General features: G+C 73.1%; 25 protein-coding genes and 1 riboswitch. Of the genes, 12 read left to right on the top strand and 13 right to left on the bottom strand.

Annotation, left to right across the window (positions count from 1 at the left end; genetic code table 11):
• Positions 1 to 112: 112 nt before the first annotated feature.
• Positions 113 to 802: a YoaK family protein gene (locus tag ACFYXE_RS10055; RefSeq protein ID WP_389310849.1), complete on the top strand. Its 690-nt coding sequence runs from the start codon at positions 113 to 115 to the stop codon at positions 800 to 802.
• A 164-nt stretch (positions 803 to 966) separates the two neighbouring features.
• Entirely contained in the window at positions 967 to 1434 is a 468-nt protein-coding gene (locus ACFYXE_RS10050) for a VOC family protein (RefSeq protein ID WP_389310847.1), read from the top strand.
• Positions 1435 to 1446: 12 nt separating this feature from the next.
• Here the strand turns inward: ACFYXE_RS10050 and mmsB are convergent, their stop codons facing one another.
• The 6 genes from mmsB to ACFYXE_RS10020 form a co-directional block, all read right to left on the bottom strand.
• Positions 1447 to 2493 carry a 3-hydroxyisobutyrate dehydrogenase gene (mmsB, locus tag ACFYXE_RS10045; protein WP_389310845.1) on the bottom strand — a complete coding sequence of 349 codons (1047 nt, stop codon included), beginning with the start codon at positions 2491 to 2493 and terminating at the stop codon, positions 1447 to 1449.
• Entirely contained in the window at positions 2487 to 3563 is a 1077-nt protein-coding gene (locus tag ACFYXE_RS10040) for an enoyl-CoA hydratase/isomerase family protein (protein WP_389310843.1), read from the bottom strand. Before ACFYXE_RS10040 ends, mmsB begins: the two co-directional genes overlap by 7 nt.
• Complete coding sequence (locus ACFYXE_RS10035) at positions 3560 to 4714, bottom strand: acyl-CoA dehydrogenase family protein (RefSeq protein ID WP_389310841.1); 1155 nt, start codon at positions 4712 to 4714, stop codon at positions 3560 to 3562. Before ACFYXE_RS10035 ends, ACFYXE_RS10040 begins: the two co-directional genes overlap by 4 nt.
• Positions 4715 to 4719: 5 nt before the next feature.
• Complete coding sequence (locus tag ACFYXE_RS10030; protein ID WP_389310839.1) at positions 4720 to 6219, bottom strand: CoA-acylating methylmalonate-semialdehyde dehydrogenase; 1500 nt, start codon at positions 6217 to 6219, stop codon at positions 4720 to 4722.
• Positions 6220 to 6429: 210 nt separating this feature from the next.
• Positions 6430 to 6609, bottom strand: a riboswitch (cobalamin riboswitch).
• A gap of 129 nt (positions 6610 to 6738) precedes the next feature.
• The gene (locus tag ACFYXE_RS10025) at positions 6739 to 7068 is read right to left on the bottom strand and encodes an SCO0607 family lipoprotein (protein WP_389311413.1); all 330 of its coding nucleotides are present in this window, start codon (positions 7066 to 7068) and stop codon (positions 6739 to 6741) included.
• 81 nt (positions 7069 to 7149) lie between these two features.
• Positions 7150 to 7833 carry a GntR family transcriptional regulator gene (locus ACFYXE_RS10020; RefSeq protein ID WP_389310837.1) on the bottom strand — a complete coding sequence of 228 codons (684 nt, stop codon included), beginning with the start codon at positions 7831 to 7833 and terminating at the stop codon, positions 7150 to 7152.
• A gap of 168 nt (positions 7834 to 8001) precedes the next feature.
• Here ACFYXE_RS10020 and ACFYXE_RS10015 point away from each other — a divergent pair, with 168 nt between their 5' ends.
• Positions 8002 to 8433: a VOC family protein gene (locus ACFYXE_RS10015; protein ID WP_389310836.1), complete on the top strand. Its 432-nt coding sequence runs from the start codon at positions 8002 to 8004 to the stop codon at positions 8431 to 8433.
• A gap of 50 nt (positions 8434 to 8483) precedes the next feature.
• On the top strand, positions 8484 to 9206 hold the full coding sequence (locus ACFYXE_RS10010; RefSeq protein WP_389310834.1) for a transporter substrate-binding domain-containing protein: 723 nt from the start codon (positions 8484 to 8486) through the stop codon (positions 9204 to 9206).
• 124 nt (positions 9207 to 9330) lie between these two features.
• On the opposite strand, the gene ACFYXE_RS10005 is transcribed toward ACFYXE_RS10010, so the two are convergent.
• The 3 genes from ACFYXE_RS10005 to ACFYXE_RS09995 all read right to left on the bottom strand — a co-directional run bounded on the left by ACFYXE_RS10005 (position 9331) and on the right by ACFYXE_RS09995 (position 12039).
• Positions 9331 to 10101: an SDR family oxidoreductase gene (locus ACFYXE_RS10005; RefSeq protein WP_389310832.1), complete on the bottom strand. Its 771-nt coding sequence runs from the start codon at positions 10099 to 10101 to the stop codon at positions 9331 to 9333.
• A complete protein-coding gene (locus ACFYXE_RS10000; RefSeq protein WP_389310830.1) occupies positions 10098 to 11318 on the bottom strand; it encodes an acyl-CoA dehydrogenase family protein in 1221 nt (406 codons plus the stop codon). The genes ACFYXE_RS10005 and ACFYXE_RS10000 overlap by 4 nt, the downstream gene beginning before the upstream one ends.
• A gap of 82 nt (positions 11319 to 11400) precedes the next feature.
• Positions 11401 to 12039 carry an HAD family hydrolase gene (locus tag ACFYXE_RS09995; protein ID WP_389310828.1) on the bottom strand — a complete coding sequence of 213 codons (639 nt, stop codon included), beginning with the start codon at positions 12037 to 12039 and terminating at the stop codon, positions 11401 to 11403.
• A gap of 242 nt (positions 12040 to 12281) precedes the next feature.
• On the opposite strand from ACFYXE_RS09995, the gene ACFYXE_RS09990 reads away from it, so the two are divergent.
• Positions 12282 to 13223 carry an alpha/beta fold hydrolase gene (locus tag ACFYXE_RS09990; protein ID WP_389310826.1) on the top strand — a complete coding sequence of 314 codons (942 nt, stop codon included), beginning with the start codon at positions 12282 to 12284 and terminating at the stop codon, positions 13221 to 13223.
• A 79-nt stretch (positions 13224 to 13302) separates the two neighbouring features.
• A complete protein-coding gene (locus ACFYXE_RS09985; protein WP_389310824.1) occupies positions 13303 to 13977 on the top strand; it encodes a TetR/AcrR family transcriptional regulator in 675 nt (224 codons plus the stop codon).
• A gap of 19 nt (positions 13978 to 13996) precedes the next feature.
• Here ACFYXE_RS09985 and ACFYXE_RS09980 read toward each other — a convergent pair whose 3' ends face one another.
• Together ACFYXE_RS09980 and ACFYXE_RS09975 are read right to left on the bottom strand one after the other, a co-directional pair.
• Positions 13997 to 14956: a LysR family transcriptional regulator gene (locus ACFYXE_RS09980; protein WP_389310822.1), complete on the bottom strand. Its 960-nt coding sequence runs from the start codon at positions 14954 to 14956 to the stop codon at positions 13997 to 13999.
• Positions 14957 to 15199: 243 nt separating this feature from the next.
• Positions 15200 to 16075: an LLM class flavin-dependent oxidoreductase gene (locus tag ACFYXE_RS09975; RefSeq protein WP_389310820.1), complete on the bottom strand. Its 876-nt coding sequence runs from the start codon at positions 16073 to 16075 to the stop codon at positions 15200 to 15202.
• A gap of 114 nt (positions 16076 to 16189) precedes the next feature.
• Here ACFYXE_RS09975 and ACFYXE_RS09970 point away from each other — a divergent pair, with 114 nt between their 5' ends.
• Positions 16190 to 16693, top strand: coding sequence for a GNAT family N-acetyltransferase (locus ACFYXE_RS09970; RefSeq protein WP_389310818.1), 504 nt, complete (start codon positions 16190 to 16192; stop codon positions 16691 to 16693).
• Positions 16694 to 16735: 42 nt separating this feature from the next.
• Here ACFYXE_RS09970 and ACFYXE_RS09965 read toward each other — a convergent pair whose 3' ends face one another.
• Positions 16736 to 17707: an alpha/beta hydrolase family protein gene (locus ACFYXE_RS09965; RefSeq protein ID WP_389310816.1), complete on the bottom strand. Its 972-nt coding sequence runs from the start codon at positions 17705 to 17707 to the stop codon at positions 16736 to 16738.
• 253 nt (positions 17708 to 17960) lie between these two features.
• Here ACFYXE_RS09965 and ACFYXE_RS09960 point away from each other — a divergent pair, with 253 nt between their 5' ends.
• A complete protein-coding gene (locus ACFYXE_RS09960; protein WP_389311411.1) occupies positions 17961 to 18554 on the top strand; it encodes a TetR/AcrR family transcriptional regulator in 594 nt (197 codons plus the stop codon).
• A gap of 328 nt (positions 18555 to 18882) precedes the next feature.
• Positions 18883 to 19614, top strand: coding sequence for a 6-phosphogluconolactonase (gene pgl / locus ACFYXE_RS09955; RefSeq protein WP_389310814.1), 732 nt, complete (start codon positions 18883 to 18885; stop codon positions 19612 to 19614).
• Positions 19615 to 19639: 25 nt separating this feature from the next.
• Here pgl and ACFYXE_RS09950 read toward each other — a convergent pair whose 3' ends face one another.
• Positions 19640 to 20587, bottom strand: a complete 948-nt coding sequence (locus tag ACFYXE_RS09950; RefSeq protein WP_389310812.1) for a LysR substrate-binding domain-containing protein — start codon at positions 20585 to 20587, stop codon at positions 19640 to 19642.
• A gap of 233 nt (positions 20588 to 20820) precedes the next feature.
• On the opposite strand from ACFYXE_RS09950, the gene ACFYXE_RS09945 reads away from it, so the two are divergent.
• From ACFYXE_RS09945 to ACFYXE_RS09935, 3 genes are all read left to right on the top strand, one after another.
• Positions 20821 to 21291: a hypothetical protein gene (locus ACFYXE_RS09945; protein ID WP_389310810.1), complete on the top strand. Its 471-nt coding sequence runs from the start codon at positions 20821 to 20823 to the stop codon at positions 21289 to 21291.
• 92 nt (positions 21292 to 21383) lie between these two features.
• Positions 21384 to 22565, top strand: coding sequence for a hypothetical protein (locus ACFYXE_RS09940; RefSeq protein WP_389310808.1), 1182 nt, complete (start codon positions 21384 to 21386; stop codon positions 22563 to 22565).
• On the top strand, positions 22565 to 23755 hold the full coding sequence (locus ACFYXE_RS09935; protein WP_389310806.1) for a hypothetical protein: 1191 nt from the start codon (positions 22565 to 22567) through the stop codon (positions 23753 to 23755). Before ACFYXE_RS09940 ends, ACFYXE_RS09935 begins: the two co-directional genes overlap by 1 nt.
• The last annotated feature ends 38 nt before the right edge of the window (positions 23756 to 23793 follow it).

Here is a 23793-nt window from a genome sequence, read left to right as displayed (position 1 = left end):
TCCCTGCCGTACGAAAGCGCCGCGCGCGACCGTGGACCTACCGGAAGAAGGCACCGCGCCAGACCGCGTCCTTGCGCCCCGGCGCGCCGGAGGCCGGGATAGAACGGGCGCCATGACGCCTCACCCCGGCAGCCGCTCCGTGCCGACCCCGGAGATCGGCGACCGCCACCCGCTGTCCCTGGTCCTCGTCACCCTCACCGTCGTCAGCGGTCTCGTCGACGCCGTCTGCTTCCTCGGCCTCGGGCACGTCTTCACCGCGAACATGACGGGGAACGTCCTCATCATCGGGTTCGCCCTGGCGGGGGCGCCCGGATTCTCCGTCACCGGCTCACTCGTCTCGCTCGGGGCGTTCCTCGTCGGCGCGGTGGCCGCCGGACGGCTCGCGCTCGCCTTCCGCGACCGGCACCGCGTGCCGTGGGTGCGCACCGCGCTGTGGTGCGAGGCGGCGCTCCTGGCCGTGTCCACCGTCGTCGCGTTCGGCGCGGGCGGCGTACCGCCGTACCCGCTCATCGCCCTGATCGCCCTCGCGATGGGGCTGCGCAACGGCACCGTCGGGAGGCTGGCCGTGCCGGACCTGACCACGACGGTCCTCACCCGCACCCTGGCCGCGCTGGCCGCCGGGTCACGGCTCGCGGGCGGCACCGACCGGCGGTCCGGCCGCAAGGTCGCCGCCGTGGCCGCGATGGTCGCGGGCGCGGTCCCCGGCGCGTGGCTCGTCCTGCGCCACGGCATCGGCTGGCCGCTTCTGCTGGACACGCTGACCGTCACCGGGACGGCCCTCGTCTACCGCGAGGGGGGCTGAGGGCCCCTCCGGGACGTGAAGGACCCCGCCGCGACGGGGGAGACACGGCGGGGCCCACTCATCGATTGCCCGCTGCGGCGGGGCTCACACCCACCGATCGCACAACTTTCCGAGATCGCCGGTCGACGGCCCGCTCCGGCCGCCTCCTCCCGTACGGTCCCGTCATGGCCACCTCGATCGACCTCACCCTCGACTGCGCCGACGCGGGTCTCCTCGCCGCCTTCTGGAAGACGGCGCTCGGCTACGTCGACGAGCCACCGCCCGCGCCCTTCACCACGCGTGCCGAGTGGCTCGCGAGTTTCGACCTGCCGGAGGGCGAGTCCGCGGACGACGCCGCCTGGCTCTGCGATCCGGCGGGCCGCGGACCGCGTCTGTCGATCCTCGAGGTGCCCGAGCCCAAGACCGCGAAGAACCGTCTGCACCTCGACATCCGGGTGCCGGGACACGGCGGCGCGGACGAGCGGTGGGCGCGCATCACGGCGGAGTCGGCGCGGCTGGTCCGGGCGGGCGGCAGGGTGCTCGCCGAGTTCGCCGGGCACCACGTGGTGATGGCAGACCCCGAGGGCAACGAGTTCTGCGTGGCCGCCGCCCCGCGCCCGACTCCCCCGGGAGGGCGGGAGGGTCGGACGTGAGGTGTGCTCCTGTCACGGGGTGTCGGGAGCGGCGGGAGTGTCGGGAACGGCGGGAGTGTCGGAAGCACCGGAGGTGGCGAGGCGGTCCGTCGGGCCATCCGTTCCCGAGCGTCGCCTGATCGTCCGGACGATCGCCGAGAAGTCCTGCGCCGCTCCCCCGTCGGCGGCGAACTCCGCGTACAGACGGGCCGCGCGCAGACCGAGTTCGGCGTCCACTCCGCCGGCGCGGGCGGCGCCCGCGGCCAGCCCCAGGTCCTTGGCCATGAGGGCGGCGGCGAAGCCCGGGCGGTAGTCGCGGTTGGCCGGGCTCGCGGGGACGGGTCCCGGTACGGGGCAGTTGGAGGTGAGCGCCCAGCACTGCCCGGACGCGGTGGAGGCCACGTCGAACAGGGCCTGCGGGGACAGCCCGAGGCTCTCGCCGAGGACGAAGGCCTCGCTGACGGCGACCATCGAGACGCCGAGGATCATGTTGTTGCAGATCTTCGCCGCCTGCCCGGCGCCGGGCTCCCCGCAGTGCACGACGCGCTTGCCCATGGCGGTCAGCAAGGGCTCGGCCTCGGTGAACTCCGCGGTGCCGCCGCCCGCCATGAAGGTCAGCGTGCCCGCCTCCGCTCCCAGCACGCCGCCGGAGACCGGGGCGTCCAGACCGCGGTGGCCCGCCTCGACGGCGGCCGCGTGGGCGGCGCGGGCGTCGGCGACGTCGATGGTGGAGCAGTCGACGAACAGCGTGCCGGGAGCGGCCGCCGCGAGGAGCCCCTCGTCGCGGTAGAGCGCAAGGACGTGACGACCGGCGGGGAGCATGGTGATCACGACGTCGGCGCCCGGCACCGCCTCGACGGCCGAGGGCGCGGGCACCACTCCCCGGGCCGCGGCGGCGGCCAGCGCGTCGGCCGACAGGTCGTGGCCGACCACGCGATGGCCCGCCGCGGCCAGGTTGGCCGCCATCGGGCCGCCCATGTTGCCGAGGCCGATGAAGGCGACGGTCCTTCCGGCGGCCGACTCCGTGCCCGCCCCCGCGCCGTCCGCCTGGCGCCCGGTTCCCTCGGTCCGGTTCACCACGCCACCTCCTGGGTCACGGCGCCGTCGGCCAGGGCGAGTTCCCGGTCGCCGAGCGGCGCGAAGTATCGTGCGACGTCGTCCCCGCCCACTCCGGCGAGCGTGCCGGGGTTCCAGCGGGGCGTGCGGTCCTTGTCGATGACCTGGGCGCGGATGCCCTCTGCCAGGTCGTGCGAGGCCAGGGCCGCGCAGGAGACCCGGTACTCCTGGTCGAGCACCGCTTCGAGGGAGCCGAGTCCGCGTGCCCGGCGCAGGGCCTCCAGGGTCACCTTGAGGGCGGTGGGCGACCGGGACAGCAGCGTCTCGGCCGCTTCCTTCGCCGCCCGGGACCCGTCGGCGCGGAGACGGTCGACGATCTCCTCGACGGTGGGGGCGGCGTAGCAGTGGTCGATCCACGCCCGCTCGTCGTCGAGCGGGCCGGGCGGCGCGTCCGCCACGTACCGCGCGAGGACCTCCCGTACCGGCGCGTCGGAGAGGTCGGCGATGAGCAGGGGCAGCGAGGTCGCCGGTACGAAGTGGTCGGCGAGGCCGCACCTGAGCGCGTCGCCGGCCGTCACCTGCGCCCCGGTGAGGGCGAGATGGGTACCGAGGCCGCCGGGTGCGAGGCTCAGGAGGTAGGTGCCGCCGACGTCCGGCACGAAGCCGATGCCGGTCTCGGGCATGGCCACCCGTGAGTGCTCCGTGACCAGGCGGACCCCGCCGTGCGCCGAGACGCCCACGCCGCCGCCCATGACGAAGCCGTCCATGACGGCGACGTAGGGCTTGGGATAGCGGGCGATACGGGCGTCGAGGCGGTACTCGTCGCGCCAGAAGGCCCGGGTCGCCGCGCCGTCGCCGGTCGTGACGTCCGCGTGGATGGAGCGGATGTCGCCGCCCGCGCACAGGCCGCGCTCCCCCGCGCCGGTGAGCACGACGGTCTCGACGGCGGGGTCCCGCTCCCAGGCGGTCAGCGCCTCGTCGATGCGGCGCACCATGGCGTGGGTGAGGGCGTTGAGGGCCCTGGGCCGGTTGAGGACCAGGTGGGCGGCGCGGCCCTCGACCCGCAGCAGCACGGTGTCGTCGGGCGCCGTCATCGGACGGCCTCGGTCAGACCGCGGGCCACGATCAGGCGCATGATCTCGTTGGTTCCTTCCAGGATCTGGTGGACCCGCAGGTCGCGGACGATCTTCTCGATGCCGTACTCGCTCAAGTAGCCGTATCCGCCGTGGAGTTGCAGGGCGCGGTCGGCCACGGAGTAGCCGGTGTCGGTGGCGAAGCGCTTGGCCATGGCGCACAGTTCCGGGGCCCCCGGGTCGCCCCGGTCGAGGACCTCGGCCGCCTGGCGCACGAGCGCGCGGGCGGCGGACAGTTCGGTGGCCATGTCGGCGAGCCGGAACCGCAGCGCCTGGGCGTCGAGGAGGGGCGCGCCGAACGCCTCGCGGTCCGCGAGGTGGGCCACGCTGCGGTGCAGGGCGCTCTGGGCGCCGCCCAGCGAGCAGGCCGCGATGCCGAGCCGGCCGCCGTTGAGGCCGTTCATGGCGATGCGGAACCCGTCGCCCTCGGCGCCGAGCCTGCGGTCGGCGGGGATCCGCACGCCGTCGAGGACGACCTGACGGGTGGGCTGGGCGTTCCAGCCCATCTTGCGTTCGTCGGCGCCGAAGGAGAGGCCTTCGTCGTCCCGTTCGACGACGAACGCCGAGATGCCGCCGGGGCCGTCCTCTCCGGTGCGGGCCATGACGACGTACACCTGCGAGGCGCCCGCGCCCGAGATGAACTGTTTGACGCCGGTCAGCACATAGCTGTCGCCGTCGCGTTCGGCGCGGGTGCGCAGGGCCGCGGCGTCCGATCCGGCGCCGGGCTCGGTGAGGCAGTAGCTGCCGAGGGCGGCGGCGCTGCACAGTCCCGGCAGCCAGCGGGCGCGCTGTGCCGCGTCGCCGTACCGGTCGATCATCCAGGCGACCATGTTGTGGATGGAGAGGTAGCCGGCGATGGAGGGGCAGCCGGTGGCCAGGGCCTCGAAGACGAGGGTGCCGTCGGCGCGGCCGAGCCCCGAACCGCCGTGCTCCTCCCGTACGTAGACGCCGCCGAGGCCCAGTTCGGCGGCCTTGCGCAGCACGTCGACGGGGAAGTGCTTGTCCCGGTCCCAGGCGACGGCGTGCGGCGCGAGGTGTTCGTCGGCGAAGTCGAGGGTGACCTCGGTGAGCGCGAGCTGGTCCTTGGTGAGGGTGGTGGCGGTCGGTGTCATCGCGCTCATCCCATCGTCGGGATGGTGAAGTTCGCGCCTTCCCTGGTCCCGGAGGGCCAGCGCGAGGTGACGGTCTTGGTGCGGGTGTAGAAGCGGACGGCGTCGGGGCCGTGCTGGTTGAGGTCGCCGAACCCGGACCGCTTCCAGCCGCCGAAGGTGTGGTAGGCGACGGGTACCGGGATCGGCACGTTCACGCCGACCATGCCGGCGCCGACGCGGCGGGTGAAGTCGCGGGCGGTGTCGCCGTCCCTGGTGAAGATCGCGACGCCGTTGCCGTAGGGGTGCTCGGTGGGCAGCCGCAGGGCGGCCTCGTAGTCCGCCGCGCGGGCCACGCACAGGACCGGGCCGAAGATCTCCTCGCGGTAGATCCGCATGCGCGGCGAGACGCGGTCGAAGAGGGTCGCTCCGGCGAAGAAGCCGTTCTCGTGGCCGGGCAGGGTGAAGTCACGCCCGTCGACGACGAGTTCGGCACCTTCGTTGACGCCGATGTCCACGTAGCGGCGGACCCGGTCGAGGGCCTCGCGGCTCACCAGCGGGCCGAAGTCCGCCGCCGGGTCGTCGGAGCGGCCGATGCGCAGCTCGGCGACGCGCTCCTTGAGGCGGGCGACGAGGGCGTCGGCGGTCTCCTCGCCGACGGGGACGGCGACGGAGATGGCCATGCAGCGCTCGCCCGCCGAGCCGTATCCGGCGCCGATCAGGGCGTCCACGGCCTGGTCGAGGTCGGCGTCGGGCATCACGATCATGTGGTTCTTGGCGCCGCCGAAGCACTGGGCGCGTTTGCCGTGCGCCGCGGCGGTGGCGTAGATGTGCGCGGCGATCGGCGTGGAGCCGACGAAGCCGAGCGCCTGTACGCGCGGGTCCTCCAGGAGCGTGTCGACGCTCTCCTTGCCGCCGTTGACGACATTGAGCACGCCGGGCGGCAGGCCCGCCTCGACGAACAGCTCGGCGAGCCGGAGCGGCACCGAGGGGGCGCGCTCGGACGGCTTGAGGACGAAGGCGTTTCCGCAGGCCAGTGCGGGCGCCGCCTTCCACAGCGGGATCATCGCGGGGAAGTTGAAGGGGGTGATGCCCGCGGTGACGCCGAGCGGCACGCGCAGGGAGTGCACATCGATGCCGGTGCCCGCGTTGTCGGTGAACTCGCCCTTGAGCAGGTGCGGGATACCGGCGGCGAACTCCACGACCTCCAGGCCGCGTTGCAGGTCGCCGTGGGCGTCGGCGACGGTCTTGCCGTGTTCGCAGGAGAGCAGCCGGGCCAGCTCGTCCCGCTCGCCCTCGACGAGTTGGAGGAAGCGCAGCAGCACGCGGGCGCGGCGCTGCGGGTTCCACTCGCCCCAGGCGCGCTGGGCGGACTCGGCGTCGGCGATCGCCGCCTCCGTCTCCGCCCGCCCGGCGAGCGGCACCTGTGCCTGCACGGAGCCGGAGTTGGGGTCGTACACGTCGGCGAAGAGCCCGGAGGCGCCGCTCACGTGCTTGCCGCCGATGAAGTGTGTCAGTTCACGGACCATGAGAGCCTGCTCTCGTCAGGTGAGTCCGGGGATGGCACGGCAGGCCGACGACGCCACCGGGTGAGGGGCGCGGGCGGGTCTGTCGTGGGACGCGAAGGCCTAAGAGCCGTCGTGGAGTCGGGCGTCGGCGCGGGCCGTCGCTCGCTTCGCCGGATCACCTGGGTCGTGGGTACGGACCGGTGCCATGCGTGTCTGCTCCATCCTCGTGGACAACACGGAACACCCCGCGGCCGGTATCCTGACTCCCGGATCAGCGCGCGTTCTCCCGCCTTCCCGACGGGACTTGTCCGTCAGTGGCGTATCACTCGCGAGAACGCACTCCCCGGTCACAGTGGCGGGACCGCGCCGGATTCACACCGGCTTCCCTGCACCGCGGGCTCTGGTCACGAACATATAGTTGGACGTCCTAGTAAGTCCACCCCCGTCTTTCACGCCACCCACTTGCGGCCCGGTGACGCCCGGGCCGGACGGGGACACACAGGGTGGCGCGGAGCGGGCCGCCGCGAGGTGCCTAGCCCCTCACTGACCGTCCTTCAGCTTGATGATCTTGCCGTTCTTGTCGAGCGTGTGGTCGTTCCAGTACGTGTCCCACTTGTCCCCGACGTGCTCGGGGACCTTGCCCTCCGGGTAACGGGCGTACCCCTTCGGCGGCTCCTCGCCCTTGGGGTGGCAGGCGGAACCGCTGCTCCCCACCAGCAGGATCGGGTACTCCTCGCCCCCGCAGACCGCGTCCTGCATGGAGCACCCGGTCAGCACGGCGGCGGCGCTCACGCCCGCGAGCGCGAGGCCCACCACGGACCGCGCACGACGGTTCCCGGTGGCTCGTCCTGCCGGGCTGACTCGGATGATGCTGCGCACGGTTGGCTCCCTCTCGTCGGCTGAGGGGACCAGCCTCCGCGACCCGCGAGGAACGATCATGAGTACGGATACTCAGCCGACCGTGGTCGAGGTACCCGATTCGCCGTCCAGGACCACGTCGACGGCGCGTCGGCGGTGCGCGGCGAAGCGCTCGCGCGCGATGTCGGCATCGCGGGTGCGCAGGGCGGCGACGAGGTCACGATGTTCACGCGGCACGCGGTCGAGGTACCCCTGGGAACTGTGCCCGATCCGGGTCAGCAGGAACAGGTGGACCTGACAGCGGATGCCCTCCCACGCCTCGACCAGGCGCCGGTGCCCGCCGGCGGCGAAGACGGCATCGTGGAACTCGATGTCGCGCCGGACCAAGTCGTGCGCGTCGGCGGCCCGTTCCATCAACTCGGCGCTCCGGTCCAGCCGGGCGAGGTCCTCCTGCGAGGCGCGCGCGACGATCCGCTCCACGGCCAGGTCCTCCAACGCGCCGCGCAGACTGTCGAGTTCGGCGACGTCATCGGGGGTCAGCGCGGTCACCGTCGTGCCGCGATGCCACGCGCAGTGGACGAGGCCCTCCCGCTCGAGGAGCCGCAGCGCCTCCCGCACGGGGCCGCGGCTCACGTCCATCGCCACCGACAGTTCCACCTCGCGCAGTTGCGCGCCCGGGGCGTAGGCCCCGCTGAAGATGGCCTCCCGGATCCGGTCCGCCACCTCGTCGGCAAGCCCCCGGCGCCGCGCGGGCGCCACCTGCCCCAGCTCGTTCATGTCGTGCTCCTCCCGGGGCCGACAATGTTAACATGCGACCTATCTCCTAATATCCGCATGGAGACACCGGATGTCTTCATGGGGTCACCGACTGCGGGCACACCGGCAGTCGGGCCATTCGCACCGGGCGGCTCCCCGGCCGCCCCGCACGGAAGGGCAGTGCCGACCATGAGCGATACGGAGTCCGCAATCCCCCGGTTCCACCTGGCCGTGCCGGTCGACGACCTGGCCGCCGCGCGCCTCTTCTACGGCGAGGTGCTCGGCCTGGAGCAGGGCCGCAGTGCGGAGACCTGGGTGGACTGGGACCTGCACGGCCACCAGTTCGTCACCCATCTCGTGCCGGAGCGGGCGCAGCGCGTGCACAACCCGGTCGACGGCCACGACGTGCCCGTACCGCACTTCGGACTGATCCTGCCGATACCCGCGTTCCGGCGGCTCGCCGACCGGCTGCGGACGGCGGGCGTCGAGTTCGTCATCGAGCCCTACGTCCGCTTCGAGGGCCACCAGGGCGAGCAGTGGACGATGTTCCTCCTCGACCCGGCCGGCAACGCCCTGGAGTTCAAGGCCTTCGCCGACCCGTCGCAGATCTTCGCCGCCTGACGCCACCCGGCCCACCGGCGCATCCGACAGGGTGTCCTAGACTCCGCCGCATGAAGATCGCGCCCGCTGCCGTCATCGAGGACCTGGCGCCGACCGGCGTACTGCGCGCCTCCGTCAACCTGGGCAACCCGGTGCTCGCCCAGGGCACAGCGGCCGCCCCCTCCGGCATCACCGTGGACATCGCGCGCGAGGCCGGCGCACGGCTCGGCCTCCCCGTGGAGTTCCTCTGCTTCGACGCGGCCCGCATGTCGTACGAGGCGATGGCCGAGGGCCGGGCCGACCTGTGTTTCCTCGCCGTCGATCCGGCCCGCGAGGCCGAGGTCGCCTTCACCGCGCCGTACGTCGTCATCGAGGGCGTCTACGCCGTGCCCGCGGAGGCGCCGTTCACGACGGCTGCCGACGTCGACCGGCCCGGTGTGCGGGTCGGCGTGAAGCGCGGCTCCGCCTACGACCTCTTCCTCTCCCGCACGCTGCGGCAGGCGAGCGTGGTGCGCGGCGACGAGGGCGTCGACGTCTTCCGTGCGGAGGGCCTGGAGGTCGCGGCGGGCATCCGCCAGCCCCTGACCGCGTACGTGGCGTCGCACCCCGGGATGCGCCTGGTCGAGGACCGGTTCATGGAGATCCGGCAGGCGGTGGGCACGACGCGGACGCGCGCGCCCGAGACCGTCCGCTTCCTCCACGACCTGGTCGAGGAGCTCAAGGCCACGGGATTCGTCGCCGACTCGCTGCGCCGCTCGGGCCGGAGCGAGTCCCTGGCCGCGCCGCCCGGGTAGGCGCCTGCCGCACCGCCCGCACCCGAGGGCCGAGCGCCCGCCACGGCCTCTTTCTGGGCCCCCTTCCAGGCCTCCGTCACGGCTTCCTCCTAGGCCCCCTTCCAAGCCTCCGTCACGGCTTCCTTCACAGCGGCCCCGGACCGAGGAGCTGGCCGCCGTCGACGACCAGCGTCTCGCCGGTGATCCAGCGGGCGCCCTCGCCCGCGAGGAACGCCACGGCCTCCCCCAGGTCCTCCGGTTCACCGATGCGGCCCAGCGGCGTGGCGTCGGCGACGCGCTGCTCGTTCTCCTGCCACAGTGCCTCGGCGAGCCTGGTCCGCACGACGCCGGGTGCGATGGCGTTCACCCGGACCTTCGGGGCGAGTTCCAGGGCGAGCTGTTTGGTCAGGTGGATGAGCGCGGCCTTGGAGACGTGGTAGATGCCGACGTCCTGGGCGACCGTATAGCCGCCGATGGAGGCCGTGTTGACGACGGACCCGCCGTGCTCGCCCATCCAGGCCTTCACCGCGAGGGAGGTCCACAGGATCGGCGCCCAGAGGTTGACGTCCATGGTCTTCGCGAAGCGGCCGTGGTCCTGGTCGACGACCGGGCCGTACGCGGGGTTCGTCCCGGCGTTGTTGACCAGGATGTCGAGGCTGCCGTAGGTGGCGACCGTGTGCTCGACGCAGGCGCGCGCGGCGGCCTCGTCGGTGGCATGGGCGCCGAACCCGTCGACGCCCGCACCGAGTTGGGCGGCCGCGTCCTTGGCGCGCTCCTCGCTGCGCGAGGTGATGACGACCTGCGCGCCGCGGTCGCGCAGGGCCGCCGCGGCGGCGAGGCCGATGCCCCGCGAGGCGCCCGTGACGACGGCGACCTTCCCCGCCAGGGGGCCCTTCCCCGTCACGGGGCCGCTCATCCCGCGTTCCGTTCGGTCTCGCGACGGCGCAGTTCCCGCAGCGCGATGGTGCGCTTGTGCACCTCGTCGGGGCCGTCGGCGAGCCGGAGGGTGCGCAGGTGGGCGTACATGCTCGCGAGCGGGAAGTCGTCGCTGACCCCGGCGCCGCCGTGCACCTGGATCGCCCGGTCGACGACCTTGAGCGCGACCTCGGGGGCGGCGACCTTGATCGCGGCGATCTCCGTGCGGGCCTCCTTGTTGCCCACGGTGTCCATCAGGTGCGCCGCCTTGAGGGTCAGCAGGCGGGCCATGTCGATCTCGACGCGGGACTCGGCGATCCAGTCCTGGATGTTGGCGCGGTCGGACAGCGGCGCGCCGAACGTCGTACGCGACTGCGCGCGGTCGATCATCAGATCGAGGGCGCGCTCCGCCATGCCGACGGTGCGCATGCAGTGGTGGATGCGGCCGGGACCGAGGCGCGCCTGGCTGATCATGAAGCCGTCGCCCTCGCCCGCGAGCAGGGCGGTGCGGGGCACGCGTACGTCCTCGAACAGCACCTCGGCGTGGCCCTCGCGGTCCTGGTAGCCGAAGACGGGCAAGCCGCGCAGGACCGTGACGCCCGGGGTGTCGAGGGGGACGACCATCATGCTCTGCTGGCGGTGGCTCGGCCCGTCCGGGTCGGTCTTGCCCATCACGATGAGCACGCGGCAGTTGCGGTGCAGGGCGTTGGAGGTCCACCACTTGCGGCCGTTGAGGACGTAGTCGTCGCCGTCGCGGACCATCCGCATCTCGATGTTGCGGGCGTCGGAGCTGGCGACCGCGGGTTCGGTCATGGCGAACGCGGAGGCGATCTCGCCCGCGAGGAGCGGCTTGAGCCACTTCTCCTTGTGCTCGTCGGTCCCGAACAGCGTGAGGACCTCCATGTTCCCGGTGTCCGGCGCGTTGCAGTTGGTGGCCTCGGGGGCGAGGTGCGCGCTGCGGCCCATGATCTCGGCCAGTGTCGCGTACTCCAGGTTGGTCAGGCCGGGACCCCACTCCGGGTGCGGGTGGAAGAGGTTCCACAGGCCCTGCCGCTGCGCCTCGGCCTTGAGCTCCTCCAGGACCGGCGGCTGGAAGTGCGGGTCGCCCGACTCCGCCATCTGTGCCTCGTACACCGCTTCCGCGGGGTAGATGTGCTCGTCCATGTAGGCGAGCAGCTTCTCCTGGTACTCCTTGGCCCGGTCGGTCACGTCGAACACGGATCCTCCAACGGTTCTGGTGTGGTCTGAGTCTGGTCCCCGGGCCCGCCCCGCGGATACACCGCCCGGCCGTCGGCCCGCCTCACGTGCCGGCGGGCGGCGCGAGGAGGCGGGCGAGCTCCGCCTCGGTGGCGGCCGCGTCGCGGTGGACCACCCCGGCGATGCCGAGCCGGTCGGCCGCGGCGATGTTCTGCGGCAGGTCGTCCACCATGACGGTGTCCCCGGGGCGTGCGCCGAGGCGCCGGCAGGCGATCTCGTAGGCGCGGCGGGAGGGCTTGCGCACGCCGATCTCGCCGGACACGGTGACGGCGTCGAACATCGCGGGCAGGTCGAACCCGGCGTAACAGTCGTCGCCGAGGGAGTTGGAGAGGAGCCCGACCCGGTGGCCCTGGCTCCGCACCCGTGCCACCAGGGCGATCATGTCGGGGTCCGGGCGCAGCCGTTCCTGCAGCCCGCGCACCAGGCCGGGGCCCGCGACGGCGGCTCCGTGCGCCCGCAGCCGGGCCGCGAAGCCCGTCTCGAACTCCCGCTCGCCGATGCGCCCCTCCTCGTGCGCCACGAGAAGGGCACTGCTCTCCACGTCCTTGGAGAGCAGCCGGAGCAGCAGCTTCGGCTCGTCGGCGAGCTCGGTGCCGAGTTCCTCGAAGGCGACGACGACGCTCGTGGTCAGCACCCCGCCGAAGTCGAAGAGGACCGCACCGCGCGTCCCTGCGTCGTCCATCGCACCGCACCTCCGCTCGCCCCGGCCCCCGTCAGTCGCTCCCCGGGTCCCGTCAACCTATTTGAATCCGGGTTCAGGTTCAAGAGCCTCGATACCGGGGCGGACGAGGGCGTCCGGGGCCGTACGCCCCGGACCGGACGCGCTGTACATTTGAAACCAACGTCAAGTTCAATGACCCGAACACGGCCTCGGTCGGCACGTGTTCCGCCGCCCCGGTCCCGCGAACGACAGGAGATCAGCCCATGGCGCACCACATCCCGATCGCCGACTGGGAGCGCGTCGCCACGCGCGAGGTCACCTCGGGCGACGTCACGCTCCGGGTGTACGACCACGGCGAAGGCCGTCCGGGCCGGCCGCCGGTGGTGCTCTGCCACGGCTTTCCCGAGCTGGCGTTCTCCTGGCGGCACCAGCTGTTCGCCCTGGCCGACGCGGGGTACCGCGTCCTCGTCCCCGACATGCGCGGCTACGGCGGCAGCTCCCGTCCCGCCGACGCGGACGCGTACGACATCCTGACGCTCTGCGGCGACCTGGCCGCGATCCTCGACGACGTGGGCGCGGACGACGCCGTCTTCGTCGGGCACGACTGGGGGGCCGCCGTGGTGTGGCAGATGGCCCTGGCCCACCCGGAGCGGGTGCGGGCGGTGGCCGGGATGAGCGTGCCGGTGTCGCCCCGGGCTCCGGCGCCGCCGCTGCCGATCCTGCGCAAGCGGCTCGGCGACGACTTCTACATGGTGTGGTTCCAGGAGCCCGGCGCCGCCGACGCGGTGCTGCACCGGGACGTCCGCAGGACCCTCACCGCCCAGGAGATCTACTCCGCCCGGCTGGCCGAGGAGGGCGGCGCCGCGGCGACTCCCCCGCCGTGGCTCGACGACGGCGAACTCGGCTACTACGTCGACACGTTCGAACGGACCGGATTCACCGGCGGCCTCAACTACTACCGCAACCTCGACCGCAACTGGGAGCTCACCGCGCACCTCGCCGACCGGCGTGTGACCCAGCCCGCGCTGTTCGTCACCGGCTCCAAGGACCCGGTCGGGCAGTTCATGCCGGCCAAGGGCCTCGACGCGATGCTCGCCGATCCGCGCGGGCACGTCGTGCTCGACGGCGCCGGACACTGGATCCAGCAGCAGCGGCCGGACGAGGTGAACGCCGCTCTCCTGGAATTCCTCGCCGACGTCGGCTGATAGCATCCGCTGCCACCGACAGGTGACCGACACGTACCGGTGTCGACCGCACGCTCCGCCCGACAGTGAATGGATCGCAGTGGCTGCCCAGGCCCCGGCCGCAGACGGCGGCCAGAAGCAACCGATCACGCCCCGCAGCGCCCGCGGCGTCAGGACGCGCAACGCCCTGGTCGCCGCCGCGCGCGAGGTGTTCGAGCGCGACGGGTATCTGGACGCCCGCATCACGGACATCTCCAAGGCGGCGCACGTCGCCTCCGGGTCGTTCTACACGTATTTCAACAGCAAGGAAGAGATCTTCCAGGCACTCGTCGAGCAGGTGCAGGAGGAGATGCTCCACCCGCACCTGCGCGAGCGCACCGGCATCACCGATCCCCGTGAGCTCATCGACGCATCGAACCGCGAGTACCTGCGCGCGTACAAGAAGAACGCCCGCCTGATGGCGCTCTTCGAGCAAGTCGCCCAGATCGACGAGCAGTTCATGGCGCTGCGCATCGAGCGGGGCAACGCCTTCGCCCGGCGCAACGCCAAGCTCATCCGGACCCTGCAGGAGAACGGGCAGGCCGACACGAGCCTGGACCCGCTGGTGACCGCGCACGCCCTGTCGGTCATGGTGAGCCGCATGGCGTACATGGTGTTCGTGCTCGGCCAGCGCATCCCGTACGAGCGGCTCGTCACGACGCTCAACACCATCTGGGAGAACGGGCTTCAGCTCAGGGACCCCGCGAACCCGGCGGACCCCGCCCCCGGCGCCTGACGTCCGGACACTACCCGCGCTACCAGTCGCGCGCGGATTCCAGCAGGTGGTCGCGGACGAGGGCGACGTGCGGGTTCTCCGCCGAGCCCGGCCGTTGCACGAGATAGCCGGTGTTGATGGGCGGGTCGTCCGGGTCGGCGAGAAGGGCCAGGGCTCCCGACGCGAGCTCGTCCAGGCACAGGTAGCGGGGCAGCACGCTGAATCCGGCGCCGCCCGTGACGGCCGCCCGGACCGCGCGCAGGTCGGGCATGGTGACGGCGGGCCTGCACACCAGGCGCTTGCCGAAGACGTGCCGCCAGTAGCGGCGGACGATGGGCAGGTCCTCCCCGTACGCCACCAGGGGGACGCCGTGCAGGGCGGCGGGTCCGTCGGCGGCGATCCGCGCGGGCCCGCCGATCCGCTCCGCCCAGGCGGCCGAGGTGACCAGCACGAACTCCTCGTCGGCGAGGGGCACGGCGGCGAGTCCGCGGCCGCGCGGCCGGGTCGTGGCGATCAGCAGGTCGTGCCGCCCCGCCCGCATCTCCGCGAGAAGCTCGTCCGTCAGACCGGTCGCGATCCGCAGCAGCACGCCCTTCTCCACCAGCGGCGCGAGGTGCGGCAGCACGCAGTGCGAGAGGAGTTCGGCAGGCCCCGCGAGGTGGACCGGCTCGGCCGCCGAGCCGTCGGCGCCGTGGCCCGCGACCTCGGCCAGGGCGTCCAGGGGCTCGACGATCCGCGACGCCAGTTCGTCGGCGAACGGCGCGGGGGCGGCGCCGCGCGGCAGCCGCTCGAACAACTCCCGGTCGAGCTGTCGCTCCAGGGAGCGGATCTGGGCGGTGACCGTGGGCTGCGAGAGGCCCAGGAGGCGGGCGGCGGCGGTGAAGGACCCGGAGCGGTACACCGCGAGGAAGGTGCGCAGCTGATTCAGGTCCAGCGTCCCCGCCGACCCGCCCGCGCCCCGGGCCCCCTCCGCCTGTCCATCGGTCTCGCTATGCATCATGAGGCCGAGCCTAAGGGAATCCGATGGGTTCCGATGGGTGAGGTGGGTGAGGTGGGTGAGGTGGGTGAGGTGGGTGAGGTGGGTGAGGTGGGTGAGGTGGGTGAGGTGGGTGAGGTGGGAGAAGTGGATGAGGTGGGTGACGCGTGAGGGCCGTGGGGGCTGTGGGGGCTGTGGGAGCCGTGGGGCGATATCGGAGCGGCCGACGTCCGGTCGGGCCGCGCAGGCCGCGCCGTGCGGGCGGCCTCAGGCCTCCCGCACCCGCGGGGCCACCTCGTCCGTGACGAAGCGGATGAAGCCCTCCGGGTCCGGTTCGTCGCCGGTGGGCTGCAGGACGACCGTGTCGGCTCCGGCCCCGGCGAGACGGCGCACTTCCTGCGCCACCTCGTCGGCGCTGCCGGCGACGCCGGGCCCGGCGGCCTCCCGGCCCTCGCTCCGGAGTTCCGCGCGCAGCCGCGCCGCTCCGTCGGGCCCGGTCGCGGCGAGGAGGTAGACCACCACGGGGTGCGTCCGGGTCCGCCCCGCCGCCGCCCTTCCCTCGTCGATGAGTCGACGGGCCTCGCGGACGCCGTCGGGCGAGGTGCCGGCGTCCAGGATCGTGCCGTCCGCGGCCTCTCCGGTCAGCCGCAGCGAGCGCGGGCCCCGGGCGCCCGCGTAGACCGCGGGCGCCGACGCGGGCGGCCAGTCGAGCGCGACGTCGTCGAGCCGCACGTACCGCCCCCGGACCGTGACGCGCTCGCCCGCGAGCAGCGACCGCATCGCGTCGAGGTGCTCGCGCAACAGGGTGAGCGGCGACTCGGCCCGCGCCCCCACCTGCCCCATCCAGTCCTGCACCCCGTGCCCCACGCCGAGCATGACGCGGTCCGGGAAGAGCCGGTGCAGCGTGGCCGCCTCCATCGCGGCCAGGGCGACGTTGCGCAACGGTACGGGGAGCAGCCCGACCCCGACGCGCAGCCGCTCGGACCACGCGAGGGCCGCGGAGGCGGCGGCGATGCCGCCCTCCAGGAAGCAGTCCTCCCAGAGCCACAGCTCCGCGAGTCCGGCGTCCTCGGCCGCGCGGACCATGCCGCGCAGGCGCTCGGGGGGAAGTTGGGGACGGAACACCACGCCGAGAGTCGTCATGGCGCCTTCCTACCGCGCCGCCCGGCCGCGATCAACAGGGTTCCGCGCACTCCCCCACGAGTCGCACCCGGTAAGGCTTGTGACGTACAAGGGGCTTACTCGACCCTGATCGACATGACACAGCCCGCCGCACCAATCGCCCCTGTCCGTGCCGCCGTTCGCCGCGCGGTGGCCACCGACATCCCCGAACTCGTACGCCTGCGCGCACTGCTCTTCGAGACGCTCGGCGGGGAGTACTTCAATCCCGCCCCGGGCGAGGACGACTGGCGTGAGGACCTCGCCTCCGTACTGACGGACCGGCTCGCCTCGGACTCCGCGCGCCTTCTCGTCGTGGACGGCGCAACGGGCCTCGCGGCGTGCGGGATCGGGACCGTCGACCAGTGGTTCCCCGGTCCGCACAACCGCAATGGACGGGTCGGCCACGTGATCGGCGTGGTCACCGACCCCGCGTACCGCCGCCGCGGACTCAGCCGCGCGATCATGCGCGAGCTGCTCGACTGGTTCCGCGCGTGCGAGGCGTCCCGCGTCGACCTGTACGCCTCCCACCAGGGCGAACCGCTCTACCGCGACCTGGGGTTCGTGGACCACCCCGACCCCGCGCTGCACTGGCGCCCCTGAGGGGGTGGCCACGGCACGGGGGTCGCGGCCGGGCGGCGGGAGTTACTTGCTCCGCACCGCCCCCAGCGGCTCGGGGTCCTCCGCCAGCGCGGCGGTCGCCGTCTTCCAGGCGGTGTCCCCCGGGTAGAGGGCGCTGCGGAGGAAGGCCGTGGTGAGCCGCTGGATCAGGGCGACGCGGGCGGGGCTCTCGTCCGTGGTCTCTGCGGCCTCGTATCCGGGGATCCCGCCGAGGGAGTGCTCGGCCCCGAACAGCGTCAGCAGGCTCTTGTCGCCCGGGCTGTACGTGTAGGGGTCGGTGAACCAGTCCGGGCCCCGCGTGGACAGGTGGGACTGGTCGGCGTCCCCCGCGACGACGAGGGCCGGTGTCGTCATGGCGTCGAAGGACGGCTTGAGGAAGGGGAGATGCTCGGCGGCGAACGGGGTCAGGTCGTCGCCGAGGCCGGCCAGGGCGAACAGCACCCCCGCCCCGACCCGGGAGTCGGACATGTCCGGGCCGGGCACGCCGTCGGCGTCGAGGACCCGGGCACCCAGCAGGGTGCTCACCGTCTGGGCGCCCCAGGAGTGGCCCGCCACGGCGACGCGGTCACGGTCGACGCGTTCCGCGAGGCCCGGCACGGCGGCCGTCAGGGTGTCGAGTCCGTCCAGCACGCGCGTGACGTCCTCGATGCGCAGGCGCCAGATGCGCGGCGTGCGCGGATCGTCGGCGGGCAGGCCGAGCGTCCGGGAGTCGAGGTGGGTGGGCTGCAGGACCACGAAGCCCTGCGCGGCCCAGTGGTCCGCCAGCGGGGCGTAGCCGTCCATCGACCAGCCGAAGCCGTGCGAGAAGACGATGACGGGCAGGTCGCCACCGGTGGTGGGGGCGGAGACGCGCACCTGAAGGTCCTCGCCGCGGCCGGGAGCGGGCAGGATCACGGGCCGCACGGATATGACCGGGGCGGGCGCGCCGGGGACGGGCGGTGCGTGTGTGGTGTGCACGTCGGGCAGCGGTGCGTGCGTGGTGTTCACGTCGGACATGGGTGTGCCTTCCGTTCAGGTCTTAAGAGTCGTGGTGGGGCCGGACCGGACCAGGGGCCGGTGGCGACGCCGACGGGCGCGGCGGCGCCCTGCCGACTGGTCGGCGGCCCGCCCGGTCTGCCATCATGGAGAAACGGAACCTCGTTCCGATTACGATACGGAACGTCGTTCCGTTTCGCAAGGATGCAGGATGAGGACGAGGGACGAGCCAGGATCAGGAACAGGACCAGGGAGGACGTCCGTGGTGGACGACATGGACGACAACGGCGAGCGCGCGGGAAGTCCGGCGAAGTCCCGGCGCAAGGACGCGCGGCGCAACCAGCAGACCTTGCTGGACGCGGCCGCCGCGGTCTTCGTCACCTCGGGGGTGGAGGCACCGGTCCGCGACATCGCGGCGAAGGCGGGGGTCGGGACGGGGACGATCTACCGCCACTTCCCCACCCGGGCGGACCTCGTCATCGCGGTCTACCGCCATCAGGTGGACGCCTGCGCCGAGGCCGGCCCCGCCCTGCTGGCGGCCGGCCCGACACCGCACGCCGCCCTGGGCCGGTGGGTCGGGCTCTTCGTCGACTTCCTGGTCACCAAGCACGGCCTGGCCGCGGCGATGCAGGGGGACGGCGCGGGCTTCGAGGCGCTGCACGCGTACTTCCTCGACCGCCTGCTGCCGGTGTGCGCCGAACTCCTCGACGCCGCCACCGCGTCCGGCGAGGTCCGCTCCGACCTCGACGCCTACCAACTCCTGCGCGGCATCGGGAACCTCTGCATCGGCGCCGACAGCGACCCGCGCTACGACGCGCGCCGACTGGTCGCGCTGCTCGTCGCCGGACTCCGCGACAGGACGGACTGACCGCGGGCCCGGATCACGCTCCCCCTCCCCTTGGGCTTCCCTCGGCTTTCTTCGCGTCGGCCCCCTCGGTTCCCCTCCGTTTCCCTTGGCCTCCCATGACGCGACGGTCATTTCGCCGTCGCGAGTCAATTCTTCCGCCGTCATTCACCCGGACGGTGATTGATTGTTGCGCCTTTGTGAGCCGGCTCTTTCGGCGGTGCGATCGTCGTAGTCGGCTATGCCGCAACGGCATAGAGTCGCTGCCGAATTGGTCCGTTCACGGTAAACATCAGGCGCAGTAGCCTGACGCGGAAGGAACCTGGAAAACCATCTCCCTCAGGAGGATTCAGTGGCTGACAAGCGCATCTTCGCCAAGCCGGAGGAGCTGGCCCGCGCGGTCGCGGACCACGCGGTCCGCGAGCTGGGCACGGCCGTCGACCGGGCGGGCGAGGCCACCTGGGTCCTTGCGGGCGGCAGCACTCCGGCGGCCGCCTACCGGCTGCTCGCGCAGGGCGCGCCCTCCCTCGACTGGTCCCGGCTGAACGTGCTGGTCGGCGACGAGCGCTGCGTCCCGGTCGGTGACGCCGACTCCAACTGGGGCCAGGCCGCCGCGGCGCTCCTGGACCACGTGCCGGTGGACCCGGACCGGCTGCTGGTGCCCGACGGGACACTGCCGCCGGACGAGGCCGCCGCGCGGTACGAGGCGCGGCTCGCCCTGCTCCCCAAGGACGGCACGGGGCTGCCCCGGCTGGACCACGTGTGGCTGGGTGTCGGCGAGGACGGTCATACGCTGTCGCTCTTCCCGGGTCTGGAGGCCGTGGAGGTGACGGACCGCCTGACCGTGGGCGTGCACGACTCGCCGAAGCCGCCGCCCGAGCGGCTCACCCTCACCCTGAACGCCCTTGAGGGGGCCAAGGACTGCCTGATCATCGCGGCCGGGGCGGGCAAGGCCGAGGTGATCGCGGGGGCGCTGCAGGGCGACGACAAGTTGCCGGTGGCGCGGGCGGCACGTGCGGTGGAGGAGGCCGGCGGGCGGGTGACCTGGCTGCTCGACGAGGCGGCGGCCGGCGGGCTCGGCTGACGGCGCGGCCGGTCGACGGCAGGGCTCAGCCGCACTCCTCCGGTGCCGCTCCCCGGGGCGCCGCCACGCCCCTGAGCCGGGACGCCGCCCGGATCATCTCGGCGAAGATCCGGGCGGCCGAGGAGAGCCCGCCCGACTTCCAGTGCAGCCACACGTCGGTGTAGATGGCTCCGTCGGACGCGACCAGGACACTGCCGCGGTCCGGCTCGGCCGGGTCGATGTTGTCCCGGGCGACGATCGGGATGCCGACGCCGCCGCGCCCCAGGGCGAGCAGCGAGAGCGGGCTGGAACTCTCGACGAGCACATGGGGGCTGAACCCGCACTTGGCCGCGCCCCGTTCCACCTCGACCCGGGAGAAGTAGCCGAGCGGTGCGGTGAGCAGCGGATATCCGCGCAGTGCGCCCAGTTCGACCTCGGTGTTCCCGTGGTCCGGGTGTTCCTCGGGCAGGACGGCCACGATGTCCGCGCGGTACGCCTTGAATCCGTCGAAGTCGTTTCTGGGACCGGGGGCCATCGCCAGGTCGAGGGCGCCGAGCCGGAGGTCTTCGTAGAGCCGTCGGGCGACTTCGGCCCTCCGGCTGTCGGCGAGGCCCGTGAACTCCATTCTGATGGCGGGGTGTTCACCGAGGAATTTCCCGATGACGGGCGCCAGCAGATACCTGATGTGCACGGGGAAGCAGCCGAACCGCACCAGCCCGGTGCGTCCCTGGCTCAGATCGGCCGCGACCTCGCAGAGCTGTTCATTGGCGGTGAGGACGCGTTGCGCCTCGGCCAGCAGGAGGGTGCCCGCCGAGGTCAGCACGACGCGATTTCCCGATCTCTCGAAGAGGGGAACTCCGAGCTCCCCCTGCAGGCTCTTCACTTTCCGCCAGAGCGCGGGCTGGGACACGTGCAGGCGCTCCGCCGCCAATACGTAGGAGCCCGAGGTGGCCACGGCCGTGAAGTACGCCAGCTGTTGCAGCTCGATCGTCATTGCGTCCCCCGTCTATGCCGCCGGGACATAGGCCTCTTACGAACTTGTGCCATTGACCCTTCCTGAACCCCTGCCCGGATAATGGTGCAAGGACCCGCGACGCACAGGGGGACGGCAATGAGCCATTGCGAGGCGGGCGCTCCGGCGCCCGCCGGGGGTGCCCGGGCCGGCGAAAGGGAATTCCCGGGTCCGACCGCGGCACAGCGTCGCCGAACGGTGTCCCGGAGCCCGCGGTGACCAACAGGAGGCAGGCCCAGGCACCGGCCAGGGGCCGCACACCGGCCGTCGACGCCGTACCGCAGCGCCGCGCCGTGGGCACCGGCCTGGTGGCCGTCGGCTGCGGGGCGACGTCACCCGCCACCGCCCTGCTCGCCCAACAGGCGGGCAGTCCCGCCTGGTTGCTCGTCACGCTGGTCATCGGTGCGCCTGTCAGCGCCTCCCTGGTGGCGGCCGTCACGTACGCGCTGATGCGTCGCACGGACGCCGATGTGCGGGTGCGCGAGGAGGCTGCGGGCGCCGCCCGCGACTCGGTCGTGGAGACCGCGCAGTTGAGCACCCTCGAAACGCTACAGCAGATCACTTCGCAGGGCGGCCAGTTCGTCCTCACCAGGTCGGCCGACGGGGCCGTGAAGATCGAATGCACGGCCGCGTCACAGGAGTTCGGGACTCCCCGGCCCGAAAGCGGGACGCGGGGACAGAGCTGAGGCCCCGGCGAATTTCGACACCGCCGCCCGGGGGATACCCGGCGCCATCCCTCCGCAGCATCATGGGAAGGAGGCGAAACGGGGGTGCCGTCATGGCTGTTCGCTCCGGTTCAGGCGCGGTCGGCATACCGGTCTGGGTCTTCGCCGTCGCCGGGTGCGTCCTGGTGGTGGGGCTGTTCCTGGGGATACGCACCGTCGCGTCGCCCGGCGGAGGGGCGCAGGGAGGCGGCGGCGGCTCCCTGGGCGGCGGCGCGAGTACGGGCGTCGACGGCGGCGCGGGCACCCCGTCGGGGGCCGACGGCGGCGGCACGACGAGCGGGGCGACGAGCGGTTCTTCGGCCGGTTCCTCCGACGGGTCTTCCGACGAGACGACGGACGGGAGCTGGCAGACCGGCGGCGGCGACGGGAGCAAGGGCGGCAACGGGAACGGCGGCGGCGGGAGCGGCGGGCAGGGGAAGCCGCCCGGCTGGCTGCCGTGGGGGCCCAAGTCGCCGAACACCGACGAGGCGCTCGAACCGGACAGCGCGTACGACCTGCTCCAGCGGGGTGAGTGCGGGCGGGCGTACGCCGCGTCGGTCGATCCCGGGCACGAGAGGGGCGACCACGCCTCGCCGCAGGCCTGGAAGGTCATCGAGGGGCTGGCCGGGATCTGCCGGGCGGCGCAGGGCGAACCCGGCGGCCTCGGCATCGCGACGAAGGCGGAGGCGGGGCTGCGCGCGAGCGGCTACCGGCCCGCGGGCACGGAGCAGCTGTGCAAGGACGGGGATGCCTTCACGGTGCTGCAGCACTTCGTCTCGTACTACCGGAGCCACCCCCGCGAGAACGTCGTCCTGCGGTCCGCCCCGGCGGGCGTCGACGCCTGCGCCGACAGGATCAGCGCAAAGGACGCGATCGCGACGCCGGGCGGATCGGTCTCCTTCTACGGCACGTGGCCCGACGATCCGGACACGGTCGAACTGCGGGGCGCCGGCCTGACGGACCCGATCGTCCTGCGGCCCTTCGGCGACGCGGACGACAAGGCGAGGTGCTGCAAGGACGGCACGGTCACCGTGGACCTGCCGGGGGCGGACGGCTTCGGTGGCGCCCGGCCCACGGCGGTGGACGTGACGCTCGTGACGAAGAACGGGGTGAGGGTCTCGCGTCGGGCGGCGTTCACCCTGGACTGGAGCGGCGTCGTCGCGTCACCGCGTACGCCGTCGGCCGCGCTTTCGCCGGGAACGGCTCCGGTGGGCGCGGGCGCGACCTCGGCCGGCGCCTCAGGCGCGCGCCCGTGATGAGCGGGCCTCCGCCGGATCCCCGCCGCGCCCCCGCCGCCCCGAGCCCGGCAGGAGCCCCCGACCCGGACCCCGCCCCGCCCCCTCCCCCGAACCGGACACCTGACCCCGGCCCCGGCCCCGGTCCGGACTCCAGCCCGAACCCCGAGCCCAACCCGGACGCCGATCCGAACGCGGACCCCGAGCCGGACCCCGACCCCAGCCCGGACGCCCATCCCAACGCGGACCCCGAGCCGGACCCCGACCCCAGCCCGGACGCCCATCCCAACGCCGACCCCGACCCCGACCTCCGCCCGGACCCCAACCCCAACCCAGCCCCCGCCCCGGCCCCCGAGCCCGACACCACCCCTGCCCCCGCCTCTCCCCCTGCCCCCACCTCACCCCGAGTCGGCTGGGTCGAGGGCGTCGGGGCCGTCGGGTCGCTCGTCACCCTGCTGACCGCGGTCCTCTTCTACTTCGGCTGGGCCAGCACCGACGCCGAGACCAAGGCACTCGGCCTGCGCGACACCGTCTTCCACCTCTCCACCAGCGACTATCTGCTGCGCAGCGTCGGCGCGCTCTATCTGCCCGCCTGGCTGGCCGCGGGCATCGCGCTGGGTGTGCTCGGGCTGCTCCGCTGGACGGCCGCCGCACCGGAACGGCTGGCGGGCGCCGTGCGCGTCCTGCGGTTCGCCTGGGCGGTGCCGCTCGCCCTCGTACCGCTGTATCCGCTCGCCCCATGGCTGTTCGACCTGGTGCTGCCGCTCACCGCGATCGGCGGACTCGCGCTCAACGCGTACGCCCGCACCCGTGACCGCCGCGACCTGCGGCTGTGGGGGCTCACCCTGTTCGTGTGCGTCCTGTCGCTGTTCTGGGCCGTGTCGTCCTACGCGGCGATCGCGGGCCGGGGCCGGGCGGAGCTGACCGAGCGGACCCTGCGCGACGAGTTCCCCGCCGTCGTCGTCTTCAGCGAGAAGGACCTGATGATCCGGGGCGGCGGCAGCTGCTACCGCCGCGTGACGGAGAAGGGCAGCCAGTACGCGTACGAGTACGCGGGACTGCGCCTGTTCCACGTCTCGGGCGACCGGATCTTCCTGGTGCCGCGCGGCTGGAGCCCCGACGACGGCACGCTCTACGTCGTCGAGGAGGGCGAGGGACGGCGGGTCGACCTGATCAGCGGCGCCGGGCGGCGGGCGCAGGAGTGCCGCTGACCTGCCGGTGTGGCGCCGCGTCCGCGTCCACCGCATGA

It is taken from the genome of Streptomyces sp. NPDC002564, from assembly GCF_042889645.1.
In the GTDB taxonomy this organism is placed as follows: domain Bacteria; phylum Actinomycetota; class Actinomycetes; order Streptomycetales; family Streptomycetaceae; genus Streptomyces.
The sequence above is the reverse complement of the archived record's forward strand: the minus strand, read 5'-3'. Positions and strand labels throughout refer to the sequence as shown.

What these genes read in the sequence shown, in the direction of transcription:
- ACFYXE_RS09970 (WP_389310818.1), top strand. Translation starts at nt 16,190, where the DNA reads ATGACACAGCCCGCCGCACCAATCGCCCCTGTCCGTGCCGCCGTTCGC.
- ACFYXE_RS09950 (WP_389310812.1), bottom strand. Translation starts at nt 20,587, where the DNA reads ATGACGATCGAGCTGCAACAGCTGGCGTACTTCACGGCCGTGGCCACC.
- ACFYXE_RS09965 (WP_389310816.1), bottom strand. Translation starts at nt 17,707, where the DNA reads ATGTCCGACGTGAACACCACGCACGCACCGCTGCCCGACGTGCACACC.
- ACFYXE_RS09980 (WP_389310822.1), bottom strand. Translation starts at nt 14,956, where the DNA reads ATGATGCATAGCGAGACCGATGGACAGGCGGAGGGGGCCCGGGGCGCG.
- ACFYXE_RS09960 (WP_389311411.1), top strand. Translation starts at nt 17,961, where the DNA reads ATGGACGACAACGGCGAGCGCGCGGGAAGTCCGGCGAAGTCCCGGCGC.
- ACFYXE_RS10035 (WP_389310841.1), bottom strand. Translation starts at nt 4,714, where the DNA reads ATGACACCGACCGCCACCACCCTCACCAAGGACCAGCTCGCGCTCACC.
- ACFYXE_RS10010 (WP_389310834.1), top strand. Translation starts at nt 8,484, where the DNA reads ATGAAGATCGCGCCCGCTGCCGTCATCGAGGACCTGGCGCCGACCGGC.
- ACFYXE_RS10050 (WP_389310847.1), top strand. Translation starts at nt 967, where the DNA reads ATGGCCACCTCGATCGACCTCACCCTCGACTGCGCCGACGCGGGTCTC.
- ACFYXE_RS10055 (WP_389310849.1), top strand. Translation starts at nt 113, where the DNA reads ATGACGCCTCACCCCGGCAGCCGCTCCGTGCCGACCCCGGAGATCGGC.
- ACFYXE_RS09940 (WP_389310808.1), top strand. Translation starts at nt 21,384, where the DNA reads ATGGCTGTTCGCTCCGGTTCAGGCGCGGTCGGCATACCGGTCTGGGTC.
- ACFYXE_RS09975 (WP_389310820.1), bottom strand. Translation starts at nt 16,075, where the DNA reads ATGACGACTCTCGGCGTGGTGTTCCGTCCCCAACTTCCCCCCGAGCGC.
- ACFYXE_RS10040 (WP_389310843.1), bottom strand. Translation starts at nt 3,563, where the DNA reads ATGACGGCGCCCGACGACACCGTGCTGCTGCGGGTCGAGGGCCGCGCC.
- ACFYXE_RS09935 (WP_389310806.1), top strand. Translation starts at nt 22,565, where the DNA reads ATGAGCGGGCCTCCGCCGGATCCCCGCCGCGCCCCCGCCGCCCCGAGC.
- ACFYXE_RS10015 (WP_389310836.1), top strand. Translation starts at nt 8,002, where the DNA reads ATGAGCGATACGGAGTCCGCAATCCCCCGGTTCCACCTGGCCGTGCCG.
- ACFYXE_RS09990 (WP_389310826.1), top strand. Translation starts at nt 12,282, where the DNA reads ATGGCGCACCACATCCCGATCGCCGACTGGGAGCGCGTCGCCACGCGC.
- ACFYXE_RS10005 (WP_389310832.1), bottom strand. Translation starts at nt 10,101, where the DNA reads ATGAGCGGCCCCGTGACGGGGAAGGGCCCCCTGGCGGGGAAGGTCGCC.
- ACFYXE_RS09995 (WP_389310828.1), bottom strand. Translation starts at nt 12,039, where the DNA reads ATGGACGACGCAGGGACGCGCGGTGCGGTCCTCTTCGACTTCGGCGGG.
- ACFYXE_RS10020 (WP_389310837.1), bottom strand. Translation starts at nt 7,833, where the DNA reads ATGAACGAGCTGGGGCAGGTGGCGCCCGCGCGGCGCCGGGGGCTTGCC.
- ACFYXE_RS10030 (WP_389310839.1), bottom strand. Translation starts at nt 6,219, where the DNA reads ATGGTCCGTGAACTGACACACTTCATCGGCGGCAAGCACGTGAGCGGC.